The following is a 17,682-nucleotide window of genomic DNA, read 5'->3' on the forward strand; positions in this document are numbered from 1 at the left end:
TTTTTGCATCTTGGCTGAAAAGTCTCGGTCCAGCTAGGTGTTCCATTTATTAATATTTATCTTTTGTCCTGAACAAATTGAAAGCGATAACAAAATAGAAAACGGAACAGGCGAACTAGTTCTTTGGAATGAATGAAAAGCGCTTTCGAGCTAAGATCAATATTAATAACTGGAATGAACAAAAGGAACGGCAACAATTCAGTAGGGGGAAGGGATATGAATACAGTAATCGAAACGACTGATTCGGCTCGTACAGCCTCTGGCAAGACGATCGAAGGGCGTATCGGATTTGGAGAAAAGCTGGGGTATGGCGTTGGAGATCTGGCGAGTAATCTCGTTTTTGCGGCGATGACAACGTTTTTAACCTACTTCTATACGGACGTCGCAGGCATAGCGGCAGCTACGGTCGGTACCATTATTTTGATCTCACGGGTGCTTGATGGCTTCGCTGACATCGGTATGGGCATTATTATTGATAAGACGAAATCCAAGCATGGCAAGACGAGACCATGGATTTTATGGATGTCCGTCCCGTTCTCCATATCGGGTGTACTGCTGTTTACGATGCCGGACTTTGGAATGACCGGCAAAATCATTTGGATTATCGTCACTTACAATCTTGTAAACATTCTCTATACGGCAATTAACGTTCCTTACGGAGCGTTGAATTCATTAATTACGCAAGACCAGTACCAACGATCGTTGCTGAATATTTTCCGCATGATGATGGCGATGGTAGGTGCCGTGCTCGTATCGGTCATTACGACGCCGATTGTAGAGGCATTGGGAGATGGACCGCGTGGCTGGCAGATGACATTCGGTATCTACGGCGCGATTGCCGCGATTCTGTTCTATGTCACATTCCGCTCTACTAAAGAGAGGGTAAAGCCAGTCGCTCAACATTCGACGCCGATTGACGTTCCGGTGAAGGTCGGAGTAAAGGCGCTGTTCCGCAATAAGTATTGGGCGATCATGGTTGTTGTCATGACACTGATGTTCATCATTCAAGGCACGAGCGGGGCGAACATCTACTACGCCGAATATGTGCTCGGAAATAAGGATCTGGTTGGCACATTGACTATGACTTCGTTTTTACCCTTGCTGCTTGGTATGATTGTACTAGCGCCGGTGGTTAAGAAGCTAGGGAAACGCAACGCCATGCTTATCGGAATTGTTATTGGTATAGTTGGATCGTTCATTATGATGATCAATCCGGAGAGTCTAACAATCGTCATTGCAGGCTCCGTTATTAAAGGCTTCGGTATGGCACCGATCGCAGCATCCGGGTTCGCCATGCTTGCAGATACGATCGAATATGGGGAATGGAAGTCCGGTGTACGCACCGAGGGGCTTGTCTATAGTGCTGGCAGCTTTGGCACTAAGGTGGGATCAGGACTTGGAGCTGGTGTCCTCGGATGGGCACTTGCGCTCGGTGGATACGTCGGTGGTCAGACCGCCCAGTCTGCAGCAGCATTATCATCGATTAAAGCGCTGTACATCTATATCCCGCTCTTGTTGTTTGCGCTTCAGTTTGTATTGCTTCTGTATTACAAGCTGGATAAGGAATATCCGGGAATCATCCGGGACTTGCAGGAAAGAGCCCAGAAAAAGTCTTAAACGCATAGTTATCCAAATAGGGCCTCCATTAGCGAGGTTCTTTTTGCGCATTATTAGACAATGTCCTATGATAAAGGTAACATTGTGAATTCGTCGAAGGGGCAGTGGATATGCAGTTTCATTACGAAACGATCAAGCAGGAAGGCCATATTCCGATTAAAATCTTTACCCAATTAGTTGAGTTTTTTCCATACCACTGGCACGAAGAAACGGAAATTCTGTTCATTCTGAAGGGCTCTATTGAAATCATGATAGATAAGCAAGGAACGATTCTGAACGTCGGAGACATCTTCCTTGTGAACCGCAACGAGATCCATTTTATCCGCTCGCTTGATCAGCAGGAAGGGACTCATCTATTGATTCTTCAGTTCAATCTTCAGCAGTTTCGAAGATTTGGCGTCGAGACGGGCGTCATGAGATTCCGGCTTAATTCGGGAGATCACGACCTGGCTCGAGAGAAGGAATACGACAGAATCCGTACGCTGCTAGCTTCTCTTATGAAAGTTGTCATTAACCGTGAAGAGCCTCAGAGGCTGCTTGTCGAGCGTCATTTGCTTGATCTTCTTATTATTCTAACCTCTCGGTTCTCCATGCCGGAGCAGAACGATGACATGCATGTGCGTGAAGATGATCAGAGGCTGCTTGAGATATTGAAATACATTAATGCCCATTCTGCCGATTCGTCTTTAAGCTTGAATCAGATTGCTGAACGGTTCTTTTTGACGCCTCCGTATTTGTCGACTTATTTTAAGACCAATATGGGAATTTCGGTGAAGAAGTTTATTGAGAATATTAGGCTGAACAAGTCTCTAAGACCGCTCAAGCTGACGGATCGGACGATCGTGGAAATCGCGCTTGAGTACGGGTTTCCCGATGCAAAATCTTACTATCGTGTCTTCCGAGAAGTGCTCGGTACGACACCGACTGTATTTCGCGAGTTGCAAAGCGTAGATGTGAGCTCTGAAAGACCAAAAGACTATTTCAGCATTAACAGCAAGGAGACATTGGCCGAGCTGTTCAAGTATGCAGATCTTAACGAAGTCGATCAACGACAGTTCCATGAGGTTATGCCGGCCCGTTCAGTCGTTTATGAAGCTCGCACAGACATCCCGGGAGCGGACAAGCTGCGCCATTCGTGGACGCGCCTTATGACTTTCGGATATGCATTGCACGGCCTGCGCTCGGATTTCCGAGATCAGCTTCGTATTCTGCAAAGGGATATTGGTTTTGAATACGTGAGATTTCATGGTATTTTCGCAGATGAGCTGCTCATTTATAATGAGCGGTCAGACGGAAGCGTGTATTATAACTTTAACCATATCGACACACTGCTCGATAACTTGATCAGCGAAGGTGTGAGGCCCTTCCTAGAGCTGGGCTTTATGCCGACGCAGCTTGCATCTTCGGAAGGTGAAATCTTCTGGTGGAAGGCAAACGTAACGCCACCGAAAGATATGGCTCGTTGGCTTGATTTGATTGAAGCGTTTATTCGGCATCTCCTTAACCGTTTTGGTAGTGCAGAGGTAACTTCTTGGTACTTTGAGTTTTGGAATGAACCCGATATTGAAGGCGTCTTTTGGAAAGGGACACGCGAGCAGTTTTTTGAGTTTTTCCGTGCAAGCTTCGAGCGCTTGAAAGCAATTGATTCCAGATTGAGGATCGGCGGCTTCGGCAACCTAAGCATGGTTGGTGACGGAGAGTGGCTTCGTGATTTTGCCAAATACGCGCGTAAGCATGATTTGAAGCTGGATTTTTACTCGTTTCACGTCTATCATCTATCTCGCTTTACGAATGTGGGAGAAACGTCGCTAACCGCTACGGAGTTGCTGGCAGATTCGAATTTTGACGATCATTTTCACTCTGAATTACTGAATAGGCTTACCGATGTTCGTCTCGGTGACGCCAATACGATCCCATTAGCTGTCGAACAAGAGCTTGCAGGGTCAAGCATCCTGCCGATGACGACGTCAGAGAGGTGGATTACCGAATGGAATGCGAATACCGATTGTCGTGACCTTGTTCACGATACCTGTTATATGGCAGCATTCATTGTCCGTACGGCGCTGCGGATTGGTCAGAATGTCGAAGGGCTGGGCTTCTGGACGGCGACGGATCTTCACGAAGAGTTTCGTCTGCCTCAGCCGTTGTTTCACGGCGGCTTTGGTCTTATGACGTACAACGGAATTAAGAAAGCAGGGTTTCATGCCTTTACTTTCCTTGCTAAGCTCGGCGATGAAATCGTCCTGCAGAAGGAAGGCGTTATTGTAACGCGGAGAGGGGATGAGTATCAGGTTCTCTTCTATCATTATTGTCATTATAACGAGCTGTATGACCAATTCGATTATTCTCAGCTTTCGGAGACCTCGCGTTATGGCGTTTTTCTGAATACCGACGTGAAAGAAGCGGGTTTACGTTTGCATGGTATGAATGGCAAATTTGTCATAGAAGAGCAATGGGTCAATCGTAATCAAGGCTCGTCTTACGACGCCTGGGTCGAGATGGGGGGACCGGACATGTTGTCCGCAGCTGGGTACCAGCACTTACATCGGAGGGCGGAACCGGGCTACCGGACACGAATAGAATTGGCTCAAAATATTCTCGAGCTGAAAGCGACTCTGGAGCCTCATGAGATACGGCTTTTGACTATAAATCGCAAATATTAATAGAGTGCAAGGCAGTTCAAGGGACGTTCGCGGGAAGCGGGTGTTCCTTTTCTTTATGTCCGTTTTGATCTCGGATGAAAAAGTAAGCGCTAACGAAATAGAAAACGGAACAGGCGAACGAGTGGTTTGGAATGAATAAAAAGGACAGCTGAGCTATTATCAACATTAATAATTGGAATTTGTATGTATCAATTTGATCAAATCTAACAGCAGGGGGAATTAATTTGAACCGAGACGCAAGAAAACTAGTAGCTCAAATGACGTTGGAGGAAAAAGCAGGGATGTGCTCCGGCTTGGATGTGTGGCATCTGAAAGGTGTCGAACGGCTTGATATCCCCTCGATAATGGTTGCGAACGGTCCGAATGGCCTTCATAAACAAGCCGGTTCGTCAGAAGGATTAAATATGGGCAACGGCATTCCCTCCACTTGCTTTCCGTCTGCATCAGCACTAGCCAGCTCGTGGAATCGTGAATTGCTCCATGAGGTAGGAGTCGCACTCGGCGAGGTTTGTCAAGCGGAAGACGTTGCCGTACTTCTTGGGCCTGGTACCAATATTAAACGGTCTCCCCTTGGCGGCAGAAATTTTGAATATTTCTCCGAAGACCCCTATTTATCGTCTGAATTAGCAGCAAGTCAAATCCAAGGCGTGCAAAGTCAAGGAGTTGGCACCTCATTGAAACACTTTGCCGTGAACAATCAAGAGCATCGCCGGATGAGCTATGACGCCAGCATTGATCAGCGTACTTTGCATGAAATCTATTTGACCAGCTTCGAGGGTGCCGTGAAGAAGGGGCAGCCTTGGACCGTAATGACGGCTTACAACAAGATTAATGGCCAATATGCCTCGCAAAATGAATATCTGATAGGCGACGTTTTACGAAAGGAATGGGGGTTCGATGGAGTAGTCGTATCCGACTGGGGCGCCGTGGATCAGATTGCAGATGCAATAGCTGCCGGCCTTGAGCTTGAAATGCCTGGAAACAACGGCCTTAGCGAGAAAAAAATCATTCAGGCCGTTCAGAATGAAACCTTGCCGGTTGAGGTACTGGACCTTGCTGTTGAACGGGTCGTTCAGCTCATCTTCAGGCATGTAGACAACAAGAAGGAGCATGTTTCATTCAATCAAGACGATTCCCATCGGTTTGCACGTAAAGCAGCGGGTGAAAGCATCGTGCTTTTGAAAAATTCGAACGGCGTACTCCCTCTGGAGAAAAGAAGCAAAGTCGCAATCATCGGCGCTATGGCTCAAAATCCTAAATTCCAAGGCAGCGGAAGTGCGATTGTTGTTCCGACCCAAGTTGACATTCCGCTTCATGAGATGAAGCAGCTTGCTTCAAACACGGCTAACCTCTCCTATGCACCAGGCTATATTCTTGATACTGAAGAGGTAGACAATAGGCTAATGGAAGAGGCTAAGCGAGCAGCGGAGGAAGCGGATATTGCGGTTATTTTTGCGGGGATACCTGATGGGTTTGAATCCGAGCTATCTGACCGCAGGCATCTGCGTCTTCCTTACAATCAAGAACAGCTTATTGAAGCCGTAGCGTCCGTTCATAACAAGGTTGTCGTCGTGCTTATGAACGGCTCCGCATTGGAAATGCCATGGGTATCGTCGGTAAGCGCGATCGTTGAAGCCTATTTAGGCGGGCAAGCAATAGGAGGAGCCCTGGCGGATATCCTTTACGGCGAGGTAAACCCGAGCGGCAAGCTTGCGGAAACATTCCCGGAGAAGCTGGAAGACAATCCTTCTTTCCTAAGCTTCCCAGGGGAAGGCGATCGAGTGGAATACAAGGAAGGCATCTTCGTTGGTTATCGTTATTATGATACGAAGAAAATGACTCCCCTCTTCCCATTCGGGCATGGGCTCAGCTATACAACCTTCGAATACTCGAATCTTACGCTCAGCCGTTCGCATATGAACGATACGGAAACGGTTGAAGTTCAGGTGACCGTTACGAATACAGGGACTCGTTCCGGGAAAGAGACTGTGCAGGTATATGTGAAAGATATGGAGAGCACGGTGATACGGCCGGATAAAGAGTTAAGAGAGTTTGCCAAGGTTGATCTGGAGCCGGGCGAACAAACGACAGTTACCTTTAATCTAGATAAAAGAGCCTTTGCCTATTACAATGTAGAACTGAAGGATTGGCATGTAGAGAGCGGTGAATTTGCAGTCATGGTTGGCTGTTCATCGAGAGATATCTTCCAACAAGCTTTGCTTGAAGTAGAATCGACGGTGCCACTCCGCCAAACGTACTCGCGGAACTCTTTGCTGGGCGAGCTAATGAGCAACCCTGCTGCAGCACCTATGATCCAGGCTTTGACACAAAATTTCCAAACGTCTATGGGGATTGCCGAGGGGGATGAAAAAATGTCAAAGATCATGCAAGCGGCTTTGGGTGCAATGCCGCTCCGGAGTCTCGTTTCCTTCAGCCAAGGTGCGTTTTCAGATGAAATGTTGGAGCATCTGCTCTCCCAATTGAACGCTCCCGCAACTCGCAACTGAGGTAATGATAAGGATTTCTATTCTCGTCAAATCAATGTACAAGTCCGCCATTCGCATCGTGGACTTGTACTTTCGAATGGCGTGTAAACGCTTACTATGGAGGGGTCGTTATGCAAACAAAAGGTTCAAAACGATTTATGCTTGGTTTATTTCTCGGATGGGCAGCGTTAATGCTTGTCTTTAGTTTTGCTGATATGAGCTTGTCTAAAGCCGTGTACAACGAGACGCATTCCCAATTTGGAGCTTTTTTCGAAAACTTTGGAGAGCATCCCGCTTTTATGATCTTCTTCATAGCCGGAAATATCTTATTCAGAAACGCAAGGGATAAACCATTCGGCAGGAAGCTCGCCATTCGAATTGCAAGTGTTTTTTTTATGGGACTTGGCGGCATCGGGATGATCTTTATCGGAGTCTCGCGTCAATTCGGTTGGGATGGCGGAAGCGTTTTGCTGACAAGTGTTGTTGCAGACATTATTGTATCGGTCATCGTACAGCTGCTGATTAATCGGGTTTCAGATGAGAAGATTAAGGTTTATAATATGGCTGCTTGGGCTGGTATCGGCATTGTTTTCACGGAGATGATCGTGGTCAACGTTCTCAAGATTTTCTGGGGGCGAATGCGGTTCCGTAATATGAATGGTGATTATTCGCAATTTACCAATTGGTTTCTCCCTAATGGCATTCAGAAGAACGGCGTTACCGCAGAGGTGTTCAAATCGTTTCCATCGGGTCATTCAGCTAACGGATGGACAATGCTAGTCTGGATGTTATTCATGCCTTTCGTGAAAATATGGCGCAACACCATGCTTATCATTGCGATTGCATGGGGGCTCTGTACTTCGTATAGCAGAATCGTGATGGGCGATCATTTTGCTACCGATGTGTTGTTTGGCGCGTTCATTACGGCTTGCAGCATGATTGTATGGTGCAAATGGCTGAAAATCGAGCTTTATGCGGATTTACAAGCCGGCTCAAGTCGACACTTTCCAAAAGACGTGACTCATAGCTGATGCGATGACAAAATGATGAACCCTGATGCATTTAACAGCGATCGAGAGCTTCCAGACCGGCAAAGTCACGAAGCTGGCGACGTTCGCGGCACGCTGTATCGAGAATGAAATACTTATGGACTTTCGTAGTCCGAAGAAAACGCGCATGGATGTGTCGTTGCATGATTCGATCGGTACTGACAAGGAAGGCAATGAAATTATTTTGATAGATATCCTTGGTAGAGAAGCCGACGATGTGGCGGATAAAGTGCAACTCAGAATTTAGATGACCGGGAGAAGGAAGTCGTGATTGACCGCTTTGGCCTCATCCACGGCGGCGACGAGCGGACGCAGCGGGGATCGCGAAGGAGCTGGGCATCAGCCGCAGCTATGTGTCGCGGATTGAGAAGCGGTCACTCATGAAGCTGTATCATGAGTTTTATAAGGCGAAGAAGTAGTATTCAGTAGTGTAGAAGAGCCGGCGATGCCGGCTTTTTTTACGTTACGGGGAAGGTAGATGCTATAAACAATTTTGCGAATAAGATATAATTATGAAAAAAAACTGAATGAAAATACATATTGAGGGATGAAATGATAGGGCAGCCACAATTAATCTACTAGACTTTCACTAGAATGGGTTTTAATATCTCTTGAAGTTGATAATTAAACAATAAATTAATCAGTGATTGCTTCTCTGAATACCACAGGTGAGCGATAAATGGAGCGAAGTTATGAAGAAAGCGATAATTATTATATTGTCATTTATAATCGGTGTAGTTTGTTTTTTGTTGCTAGTTGGTTTTGGTTTGGCGATAACTGGCGGATTTAGACCAAAGCCCAACTATTTAGAAGCGGGTTTATATTTAGGTTCTCTGCTGTTACTATCTATTTCTTATCTTTTATTTATTAAAAGAATGGTTAAAGAATCTGTGCTTATGAATTTCGTTGTAATTGTTTTATCGATGTTGATCACATATTTGATGATTAATGAATTAGGAATATATTGAGTAAACAATTAGGCTAGATTATCTAAAATAATTAAACAAATTCTCTAGAATATTTTATTAGGGGCTGTCTAACGATATGGGTAAAAGAATTGAATTTAAATTGTATGATGTTATCCTTATACCGATTGTTGAACAACGGGCTATACACTGGTGGCGAGATAAAGAGAATCACAGCGGAAGAAAGTTATAATTTATTTTCCATACGGACTGACAAATAATTATGATTTTCCACTACGTATCAAAGACCTACTTGGTCTGACATAGGGAAATAATTAGATCAGGGATGATCAAATGGGAGCTTGGGGAGTAGGAATATTTGAAAATGATGATGTGCTTGATTGGAAGTCGGAGCTGCTTGAAGAAGGAGGTATCAGCTTTCTAAAGGAGACACTGGAGGCGACGCTGGAGGATGATGAGCTGGAAGCGGAAAGTGCATCGAATGCTCTCGGCGCAGCAGAGCTACTTGTCGCGATTCAAGGTCGCATTGGAAAAGAGATCCAGAAGGTAACTGGAGAAGAGGAAGAACTGCAGAAGTGAACACTAAGTACTATGGTAAAGGGAAAAAGCTGATTCCTATTGCAAGGAAAGCCGTAACGAAAATTAAAACGAACTCAGAACTCCAGCAACTTTGGGAGGAGTCGGACGATTATGAGAAATGGCTAATGGTTGTCACTGACTTAGAGTCCAGGCTTGCGAAAATGTAGAACAATGAACAGGCCTTGAGGATTACGATCCTCAAGGCCTGTTTTATATTTCTGCTGCTTTACTTTATGGTTTTAGACAAAGTCTCAATTTACATCGGGTTGTGTTCACAATGTCAAGAAATTCGATAAATGGGAAGGTTCTAAGGAAGCCAGCACATTGCGAATGTGTTGAGCTTCCTTTTTGCAGCTTCAGCTAGCAAAGTTACTTGGACGGTGTCTTGCTGCTTATATTTTCTTTATTTTTCTCGATTAAAGGTGTTATTATTTGGCTCGCCTTTACGGATGTATAGACAATTTTGTTCCGCTATTACCTCGGTCTCCACACTGTAACTGCCAGAGTTCCGATCTGTTAGAATAAACGACATTAGTTCCAACAGCCTTGGTGATACTAAGTATTTAAGACTATTCTTTTTTGAAACCTATAGGCAACAGAGGAAGTATATAGTAATATTGGACTAATATATAATGAATGGGAGAGTTGAAAAGTGGGATTTTTAAAAGTGTTAGGTTGGATTTTTGTACCCTTCATCATGATATTTGTATCATGGAAGAAATTAAAAGGTGCCGGGAAAGCTTTTGGAGTAATATGGGCAGCTATCATCGGATTAGGTCTTATCTCCAATATAATAAATGGCGGTGCGGAACAACCGACAACTGCTCCAGTATCTGAGACGGAAGTCGCAGCAGATGAAAAAAAGGACGATGATGTGAAAGTCACTGCAGCAAATGCAGAAAAGCCGAATGTTGAAGAGATGGAGAAACACAAAGATGCTGTATTAGAATTCGAGAAACAAATGTATGCTTATGAAGAGGAAATTAAACCACATTTCGATTCTTACACTCAGTGGATGGAGGCATTAGGAAATGGTCAAGCAAGCATAAATGATGTATATTCCGCTGCAAACTCCGCAAAGGAAGCAGCCAATTACGCTAGTCTTGCCCTAAACAAGTTGCCAATCGATAAAGAACTGCCGAAAGATGTGAAAGAACTGTTACAAGAATCTAGAACTCAATTATCGACGGCATACTACGAAAAAGAAAAAGCACTGAAATATGTATTGGAATATCTTGATGAACAGAAACCGAGCACTATGCAAAAGTACAAGGATACTATTGAGTTGTCGGAAACATTTATCCTTAGTGGTGTAAATAAACTTTTCCAGGCAAAAAATGCAGTAGGTCTTGAACTAACTGAAAAAGCTGAATAACGCAAACGATTGAATTGTGCTCGCTAACCTTACGGTCGGCGGGCTTTATAATTTCATGACAAACTAATTTTCGGGTTTTAACCAAAACAAAAAACGCCCACCGACCTTAAGGTCGACGAGCGTTTATCATATTACTATTGATCTACGACTTCATATTCATTAACTTCAAATGTCAGGATCTTATCAAAGATCACATACTCAGTACGCTTTTCAAATGGACCTTGATTCCATGTTTTATTAAAAGCATACTTTGCTGAACCTGTTCCTGCATCCTTCAAATCATACCAATCAATGAACTCATTAACCTCTGTTATTGATAAATCATATTCTTTTACAACCTCATTAATCATTGTAATAACTAATATTGCCCTACCGGAATCATTTGGAACTGGTGTTTCAGATGGTTCTGGAGTTGAAGTTGGGACTGGTGTTTCTGGCCCAGTTGTTTCTGTTGGTTCTGGTGTTGGCACTGGTGATGGTGTCGGTGTTGGTTCTAATGTTGGATCAACAAGTGTACCAGTAGCATCAATGTCGATTGCGTCAAGAATCATGTCGTAAGTATACGTTCCACTAGTTTTCTTTTTCATCTCAACATAATGAGTCCCTTGAGCAAGACCCGTTTTTTCATAGACCAATGTAATATTCTGATCTTTAGTAGCCGTCTGCGAAAGCGTCTCTGTTACACCATCAATTGTTATTTCAATATTATTTGAATAATTTGGAAACGCGGAACTGATAATACGAATTTTCGTGCCAACGAAATTAATTCTTATCGTATCCGTTTTTGAGTTTTTGGAGGAATTATGACGAGAGTCTCCCCAATATGCCGTTCTCTTTAATTGAGTCCAACCTCCACCAATGTAACTAATATTTGAATCAGTATCGTCGATCCTTTGCCAACCGGCTTCTGGTTCTAACAGTATTGAGCCAACTGCAGCCGCTTCGGTATTGGTATTAAAAGTGAAAAACGAAACGATAATTGCAAGTACCAATAGTAAGGATAATAAATAACTCTTTCTTTTCAAAAAAACATCTCCTCTTCTGTCATCCTCAAATTTAATTACATACTATTACAAACATAAAAACAGTATATCTAAACTATTAACAGGAAAACAGTCTTTAATTTTACCAAATATATAAGTATGATTAAGGGTTTTGCTATTTTTCAGATGTTTTCTGTTAAACAATTGCACCGTCTTTGTGCCCTCGTCCTACTTTATAATGTGAACAAGAGCAACCATGAGTGGTCTAACATTCTCCTGCAGCTGCATTGCTATTGGTTAGGAACGAGCTAAATGGTCCGATAAAAACAGTACAATAGCAGAGACCCTCGATGGGTTCTTGGCGAGGTATATAATAGAAGATAATAAAGAGTGAACCACAGACCCTGTTTGAAGGTTGCGCTGTGAATGCTGGTTTAGAGGTAGCGGTCTGGAGGGGCTATATTGCCTGATGAAAGTAGATATAATCTTAGAAGCCCTTTAATTTCTGCTCAAAAGAAAATTCTGAAGATCATGCATGACTCGAGATTTTGACCATTCCCGATAAGCTTGATACAATAAGACGACGTTAACAACATTTATTCTCGGGGTGGTTGAATCTTGCAAAACAACAACGAACGTCTGGATCTATGGCTGGCTGTATCCCAGATCCATTCCAGCGTCAACGATAAGTTGGAACAAGCGCTGCTCAAGCAATATGATATTTCCTTAAAGGAATTTTGCGTACTTAAATTCGTATCCAGCTCGCCGTGCAAAGAACTGCGATTGCAACAGCTCCAAGAACTGGTGGGGTTAAGCCAAAGCGCAACGTCTCGCCTTGTAGATCGCATGGGAGCGTCCAATGTCGGGGCACTGGAACGGCACTCATGCGCCGATGATCGACGCGGCATCTATACCCGTATTACGGAGTCGGGCGAACATAAGTACCAACAAGCGCTTGAAACGGTTAATCAGGTTTTGAATGCAGAGCTTAAACGCGATGGCATCTTGACCGAGCTGGAAATTCTTATTCAAAAACTGTTGAAATAAGAGCAACTTGACAGAATTCTTTTATTTCGGTAATTTATATGCATGCGCATGCTTTTAAAAATAAGATTTAATGGAGGGTAACCATGACTAACACGCAAACGGTGCAATCCCTATTCCGTCCTTTTTCTATAGGGCAGCTATCCTTGTCCAACCGAACGGTAATGGCGCCAATGACGCGCCAAAAATCGCCTAACGGCGTTCCCGGGCAGGATGTCGCGGCTTATTATCGTCGCAGGGCAGAGAACGGTGTCGGGCTAATCATAACGGAGGGCACGGTCATTAACCATGCCGATTCGAGCAACCAGAAGGATGTCCCGTTCTTCTACGGGGAAGAAGCTTTGAAAGGCTGGTCGAATGTCGTGTCCGAAGTACACGATGCGGGAGGCAAGATCGTTCCTCAAATTTGGCATATGGGCGCTCGCGGCAACGTGAATGAGTACACTGAAGAAGAAATCGGCCGTATCGTGCAGGAATTCGCAAAAGCAGCTGCTGAAGCCAAACGTCTAGGGTTTGACGGCATCGAGCTGCACGGCGCGCACGGTTATTTAATCGATCAATTTTTCTGGGAGAAAACGAACCAGAGGACGGACCGCTACGGAAACAGTTTCATCGCGCGTACGACCTTTGCCGCGGAAGTCGTAAAAGCTTGCCGCGAAGCCGTTGGCCCCGATTTCCCAATCATCCTGCGTATCTCTCAATGGAAGGGTTCTGATTACTCGGCTAAGCTCGTAAATACAGTGGAGGAGTTAAAGCAATTTCTCGAACCATTGGTGGACGCAGGCGTGGATATATTCCATTGTTCGACGCGACGCTTCTGGGAACCGGAATTCGAAGGTTCCGAGCTGAACTTCGCGGGCTGGGTGAAGCAGTTGACAGGCAAACCGACCATCACGGTGGGCTCCGTCGGCTTGGAAGGGGACGTGTCGACCTTCTTCACTAAAGGAAGCGGCTCGGGGATCGCAAGCTTGGATAGTTTAATACCGAAGCTGGAGAATCAGGAGTTCGATCTAGTCGCCATCGGCCGGGCGCTGCTTTCGGATCCGGCTTGGGTAAGTAAGATTAGAGAAGGCAAGCTGGAGGAACTCATTCCCTTCACGCCTCAATCGCTCCAAACCTTATATTGATTCCATACGAATACTCGTCATATATAACGAGGGTGCCGTCCTTTTGAAGGAATGGCACCTTCGTTATTTGCTCGAAAAAGAACCAATCATTGATTACCTCAATGATTGGTTCTTTTTTCTTTTGCCGTATGCTCCACCTTGAAAAAGGACATCATTTTATGCGAAATGAACCGTTTTCATGAAATGTATGCGCTTTTATAATGAGAAACAAGAGGTCGCAGCGCAGCTAGCTAGCACGAAACAGACCGAAAGGAGAGGCGAATCCCATTCAGAAAACTTTATTTCTAAAGCAGTTCAAAAGACAGTTGCCCTTCCAAATATTCGTATGGATTGGATTGTTGTTCCTGCTCGTGTTCAGTTATATTCCGATGTTCGGAATTATCATCGCCTTCAAAAATTATAAAATATCAACCGGCATCGACGGGATATTCAGCAGTTCCTGGGCAGGCTTGTCACACTTTAAGGAGCTCATCAACGACTATAACTTTCCGATGCTGGTTCGCAATACCTTGGTGCTCAGCCTGTTGAAGATTATTTTTTCGTATCCGATTCCAATCCTGTTCGCCATCATCTTAAGCGAAGTCAGGCATGTATTCGTGAAACGGTTCGTACAAACGGTCAGCTATTTGCCTCATTTCATCTCATGGGTTGTCGTTACCGGCATATCGTTTGCTTTCTTCTCGTCAAGCTTCGGCATCGTCAACGATTTTCTGCTGTCGCTTCATCTGATCAAGGAGCCGCTCGCCATCCTAACCGATCCAGATGCTTTCTGGGGACTAGCAGTTTCGACAGCCATATGGAAGGAAGCGGGCTGGTGGACGATTATATTCCTTGCAGCGCTTGCCGGCATTGATCCATCGCTATACGAGGCAGCCGAGATGGATGGCGCGGGTCGTCTTAAGCGAATTATTCACATTACGCTGCCTGGTTTGAAGGGGGCAAGCATCGTTGTCTTAATCCTAACGATCGGCAGCATGCTTGGCGGAGGATTAGTCGGATCAAACTTCGAGCAATCGATGCTGCTTGGGAATACGATTAACAGCGAGAAGTCGCAAATCATTCAAACCTATGCCTTCACGATCGGTCTGGCCCAAGGAAGATTCTCGTTCGCTACGGCAATCGATCTTATGCAATCGGTTATTTCCGTGATCCTGATATTCAGCAGCAACGCTATAGCCAAACGCGTGTCGGGCAACGGATTGTTCTGATTCAATAAGTAACAAGAGAGTGGTGAATTCATCATGCGCAGAAGAAAAACGCTAGAGGATCGGATACTAGACACGATCATTACGATTATCCTCGTCGTTGTTGTCTTCGGAACGCTATATCCGTTTTACTATATTTTGTTGATTACCTTTAATGCCGGCACCGACACCGCGGCCGGAGGTATGTACTTGTGGCCTAGGCAGTTCACATTTGGCAACTATCTCTATTTTCTCGAGGATCCGAAGTGGATAAGCGCCTTCGGCATATCGCTGCTAAGGACCATCGTGGGCACCGTTCTAGGCGTCTTGTTCACCGGGCTTGTTGCATATGGCCTTGCGAAGAGGGATCTCATTTTCCGCAAGAGCTACTTTACGATTGTTGTAGTAGCAATGAATTTCTCCGGCGGCATTATTGCTTTCTACATCGTGCTGAAGAGCCTTGGGCTCATCAATACATTCGGCGTTTATGTTATCCCGGGTATGCTGAATTTATTTTTCCTATTGATCGCGATCTCTTTCTTTACTGACATTCCCGAGGAGCTGGGGGAGTCGGCAAGAATCGACGGAGCCTCCGAGGTGCGTATTTTTGCCAAAATTATTCTTCCGGTCTCGATGCCGCTACTTGCCACGATGAGTTTGTTCATCGGCTCCGGTCAATGGAATGCATGGCTGGATTCGGCTTACTTCGTACAGGACGAGGGCCTTCGTACGCTGACCTACCGGATGATGCAAGTTATTAACCAATCCATGGTCCCGTCGGGAGATGCGCAAGCGGCAGCGATGTCGCGTTCCAGCGTTACGCCTTTCTCTGTCCAAGCGACAGCAATGGTCGTATCAATCGTTCCTATTCTCGGTGTCTATCCGTTTTTACAGAAGTATTTTGTATCCGGCATGATGTTAGGTTCAGTCAAAGGTTAATGCGGTTTTTCGGCCGCCTCTTTCATAATCGGACTTGCGGCCTTAAAATAAGACTATTATAGACGGGGGTATGGGAATGAATAAGAGCTATAAACTGATTATTGTCATGTTCGCAGCATTATTATTGGTAGGAGGAGCACTATCGGCTTGCAGCAACAACAGCGGCAATAACGGATCGGCGAACACGAACAATGGTAAAACGGAAGGAGAAGCTTCCGCCAATAACGGGACAGAGGAACCGGTCGAGCTGACGATGTTCGTCGATGCAACATGGTATCCGTTCCAGGATTGGAAGGGTGAAATACCAGAGGCGATTACGAAAGCGACAGGCGTTAAGCCGAAAATTACGGTAGCTACGGATGACAAACAGCTTGCCCTGATGGTCGCATCGGGAGATTTGCCCGATATCGTTGTTTCCTTCAACTTCAAGCTCATGTCGGATGGCAACATCAGCCTTCCTTACAATGAAATTTTTCCGAAATATGCCCCAAGCGTGAAGTTTGACCCGGTCAAGGAGCTCGTCAATACGGTGAGCGATGGAAATTATTATGCCATTAGAAATGATTTCTCTTCTGAATCAGAGTGGAAAGCGAGTCCATATGCCCATATGATGGTACCGGGGCTAACGCTTCGCAAAGATATTTTGGAGGGAATCGGCAATCCGACAATTAACACGATTGAAGATTTGGATAAGGCATTTGCAGCCGTAAAGGAGAAATATCCGGACATGACGCCGCTTATTCTTAATCCGAACTGGCAACGTCCTTACTTTGATACGCAATATGGAGCAGTAGGCGGATTTGCAGATAAAGACGGAAAGATTGAATATTATCTCAGACAAGATGCCACTCGTAAATCGATTCTGTATATGAACAGCTTATACCGCAACGGTTATGTTACATCGGAAAATTTTGCCTATAAGAATGAATCGGAGACTGAGCAAATGATGGTTTCCGGCAAAGGCTTTGCTTACACGTGGACCTACTCTGGCGCGGATCGCCTCAATGCTTCCAGTAAAGACTCAGGCTTAGAATTCATCCAGCTCGCCGAGCCTCTCGGAGCTGATGCCTCGGTTGTTAATACCGGAACCGGAGGACTTGGCATGTATGTGTCGAAGGATAACAAAAATGTAGAAGCGACAGTGAAGTTCCTTGAATATTTGTATTCGGAAGAGGGCTGGCGTACGGCGGAATGGGGAATTGAAGGGAAAGATTGGACATGGAATGAAGAAGGATATCCTGAGTTTAACTACAATGTCCAAGATCTAGAGACACTAAAACAAAAAGGCGTATACTGGTGGGGAGTACCAACTGAGACGGGAGTTGGCATGGCATTAAGCTCTTATAAGAAAGGTTCGGAAACAACTCGTCAAGGGGAAGCCTATTCCAAAATAACAACCTTTAATCCAGCAATCGGCATGATTAATCCGGATACGGATTCTCCTGAACAGATTATTCGAACCAATATTGATAATATGGTGAAAACGGAGGTTACGAAGGTGTATTTGGCGCCAACGGAAGCCGAAGCTTTGCAAGCGTACGAAGATATGATAGAGAAAGCCGAGAAGATCGGAATGTCGAAGCTGGAGGCTTGGGCAAGCGAGCAATACGGACCTTTAAAGGAAAAGTATGATAGCTTGACGAAATAAGAGGCTGCTTATAAGCTCATATGGAAGGTTAGCCCGTAAGGGCGGCTTTCCGTATGAGCTCG

General features: G+C 45.0%; 14 protein-coding genes and 1 pseudogene. 14 read left to right on the plus strand and 1 reads right to left on the minus strand.

Features of this window, described 5'->3' with window-relative positions:
• Positions 1–216 precede the first annotated feature (216 nt).
• From AC0YN0_RS03445 to AC0YN0_RS03485, 9 genes and pseudogenes are all read left to right on the plus strand, one after another.
• Positions 217–1,617: an MFS transporter gene (locus AC0YN0_RS03445; protein WP_475820004.1), complete on the plus strand. Its 1,401-nt coding sequence runs from the start codon at positions 217–219 to the stop codon at positions 1,615–1,617.
• Between the two features lie 110 nt (positions 1,618–1,727).
• Entirely contained in the window at positions 1,728–4,280 is a 2,553-nt protein-coding gene (locus AC0YN0_RS03450) for a GH39 family glycosyl hydrolase (protein WP_475820005.1), read from the plus strand.
• A gap of 224 nt (positions 4,281–4,504) precedes the next feature.
• A complete protein-coding gene (locus AC0YN0_RS03455; RefSeq protein ID WP_475820006.1) occupies positions 4,505–6,787 on the plus strand; it encodes a glycoside hydrolase family 3 C-terminal domain-containing protein in 2,283 nt (760 codons plus the stop codon).
• Positions 6,788–6,897: 110 nt separating this feature from the next.
• The gene (locus AC0YN0_RS03460) at positions 6,898–7,797 is read left to right on the plus strand and encodes a phosphatase PAP2 family protein (RefSeq protein WP_475820007.1); all 900 of its coding nucleotides are present in this window, start codon (positions 6,898–6,900) and stop codon (positions 7,795–7,797) included.
• A 34-nt stretch (positions 7,798–7,831) separates the two neighbouring features.
• Positions 7,832–8,234 (plus strand): annotated as a pseudogene (locus tag AC0YN0_RS03465) (sigma-70 family RNA polymerase sigma factor); the annotation flags it as partial.
• A 273-nt stretch (positions 8,235–8,507) separates the two neighbouring features.
• On the plus strand, positions 8,508–8,783 hold the full coding sequence (locus tag AC0YN0_RS03470) for a hypothetical protein (RefSeq protein WP_475820008.1): 276 nt from the start codon (positions 8,508–8,510) through the stop codon (positions 8,781–8,783).
• 291 nt (positions 8,784–9,074) lie between these two features.
• On the plus strand, positions 9,075–9,320 hold the full coding sequence (locus AC0YN0_RS03475) for a DUF4259 domain-containing protein (RefSeq protein ID WP_475820009.1): 246 nt from the start codon (positions 9,075–9,077) through the stop codon (positions 9,318–9,320).
• On the plus strand, positions 9,317–9,487 hold the full coding sequence (locus tag AC0YN0_RS03480) for a DUF4259 domain-containing protein (protein ID WP_475820010.1): 171 nt from the start codon (positions 9,317–9,319) through the stop codon (positions 9,485–9,487). Before AC0YN0_RS03475 ends, AC0YN0_RS03480 begins: the two co-directional genes overlap by 4 nt.
• Positions 9,488–9,972: 485 nt before the next feature.
• Positions 9,973–10,695 carry a hypothetical protein gene (locus tag AC0YN0_RS03485; RefSeq protein ID WP_475820011.1) on the plus strand — a complete coding sequence of 241 codons (723 nt, stop codon included), beginning with the start codon at positions 9,973–9,975 and terminating at the stop codon, positions 10,693–10,695.
• Positions 10,696–10,829: 134 nt separating this feature from the next.
• Here the strand turns inward: AC0YN0_RS03485 and AC0YN0_RS03490 are convergent, their stop codons facing one another.
• A complete protein-coding gene (locus AC0YN0_RS03490; RefSeq protein WP_475820012.1) occupies positions 10,830–11,720 on the minus strand; it encodes a hypothetical protein in 891 nt (296 codons plus the stop codon).
• A gap of 576 nt (positions 11,721–12,296) precedes the next feature.
• Here AC0YN0_RS03490 and AC0YN0_RS03495 point away from each other — a divergent pair.
• From AC0YN0_RS03495 to AC0YN0_RS03515, 5 genes are all read left to right on the plus strand, one after another.
• Positions 12,297–12,725 (plus strand): MarR family winged helix-turn-helix transcriptional regulator, encoded by a 429-nt coding sequence (locus AC0YN0_RS03495; protein WP_475820013.1) that lies wholly within the window; start codon positions 12,297–12,299, stop codon positions 12,723–12,725.
• Positions 12,726–12,808: 83 nt separating this feature from the next.
• On the plus strand, positions 12,809–13,849 hold the full coding sequence (locus tag AC0YN0_RS03500) for an NADH:flavin oxidoreductase (protein WP_475820014.1): 1,041 nt from the start codon (positions 12,809–12,811) through the stop codon (positions 13,847–13,849).
• A gap of 305 nt (positions 13,850–14,154) precedes the next feature.
• On the plus strand, positions 14,155–15,057 hold the full coding sequence (locus AC0YN0_RS03505; RefSeq protein WP_475820015.1) for an ABC transporter permease: 903 nt from the start codon (positions 14,155–14,157) through the stop codon (positions 15,055–15,057).
• Positions 15,058–15,090: 33 nt separating this feature from the next.
• Positions 15,091–15,972 carry a carbohydrate ABC transporter permease gene (locus tag AC0YN0_RS03510; protein WP_475820016.1) on the plus strand — a complete coding sequence of 294 codons (882 nt, stop codon included), beginning with the start codon at positions 15,091–15,093 and terminating at the stop codon, positions 15,970–15,972.
• A 76-nt stretch (positions 15,973–16,048) separates the two neighbouring features.
• Positions 16,049–17,620, plus strand: a complete 1,572-nt coding sequence (locus tag AC0YN0_RS03515; protein ID WP_475820017.1) for an extracellular solute-binding protein — start codon at positions 16,049–16,051, stop codon at positions 17,618–17,620.
• Positions 17,621–17,682: the final 62 nt, after the last annotated feature.

It is taken from the genome of Paenibacillus sp. J22P218, from assembly GCF_056269195.1.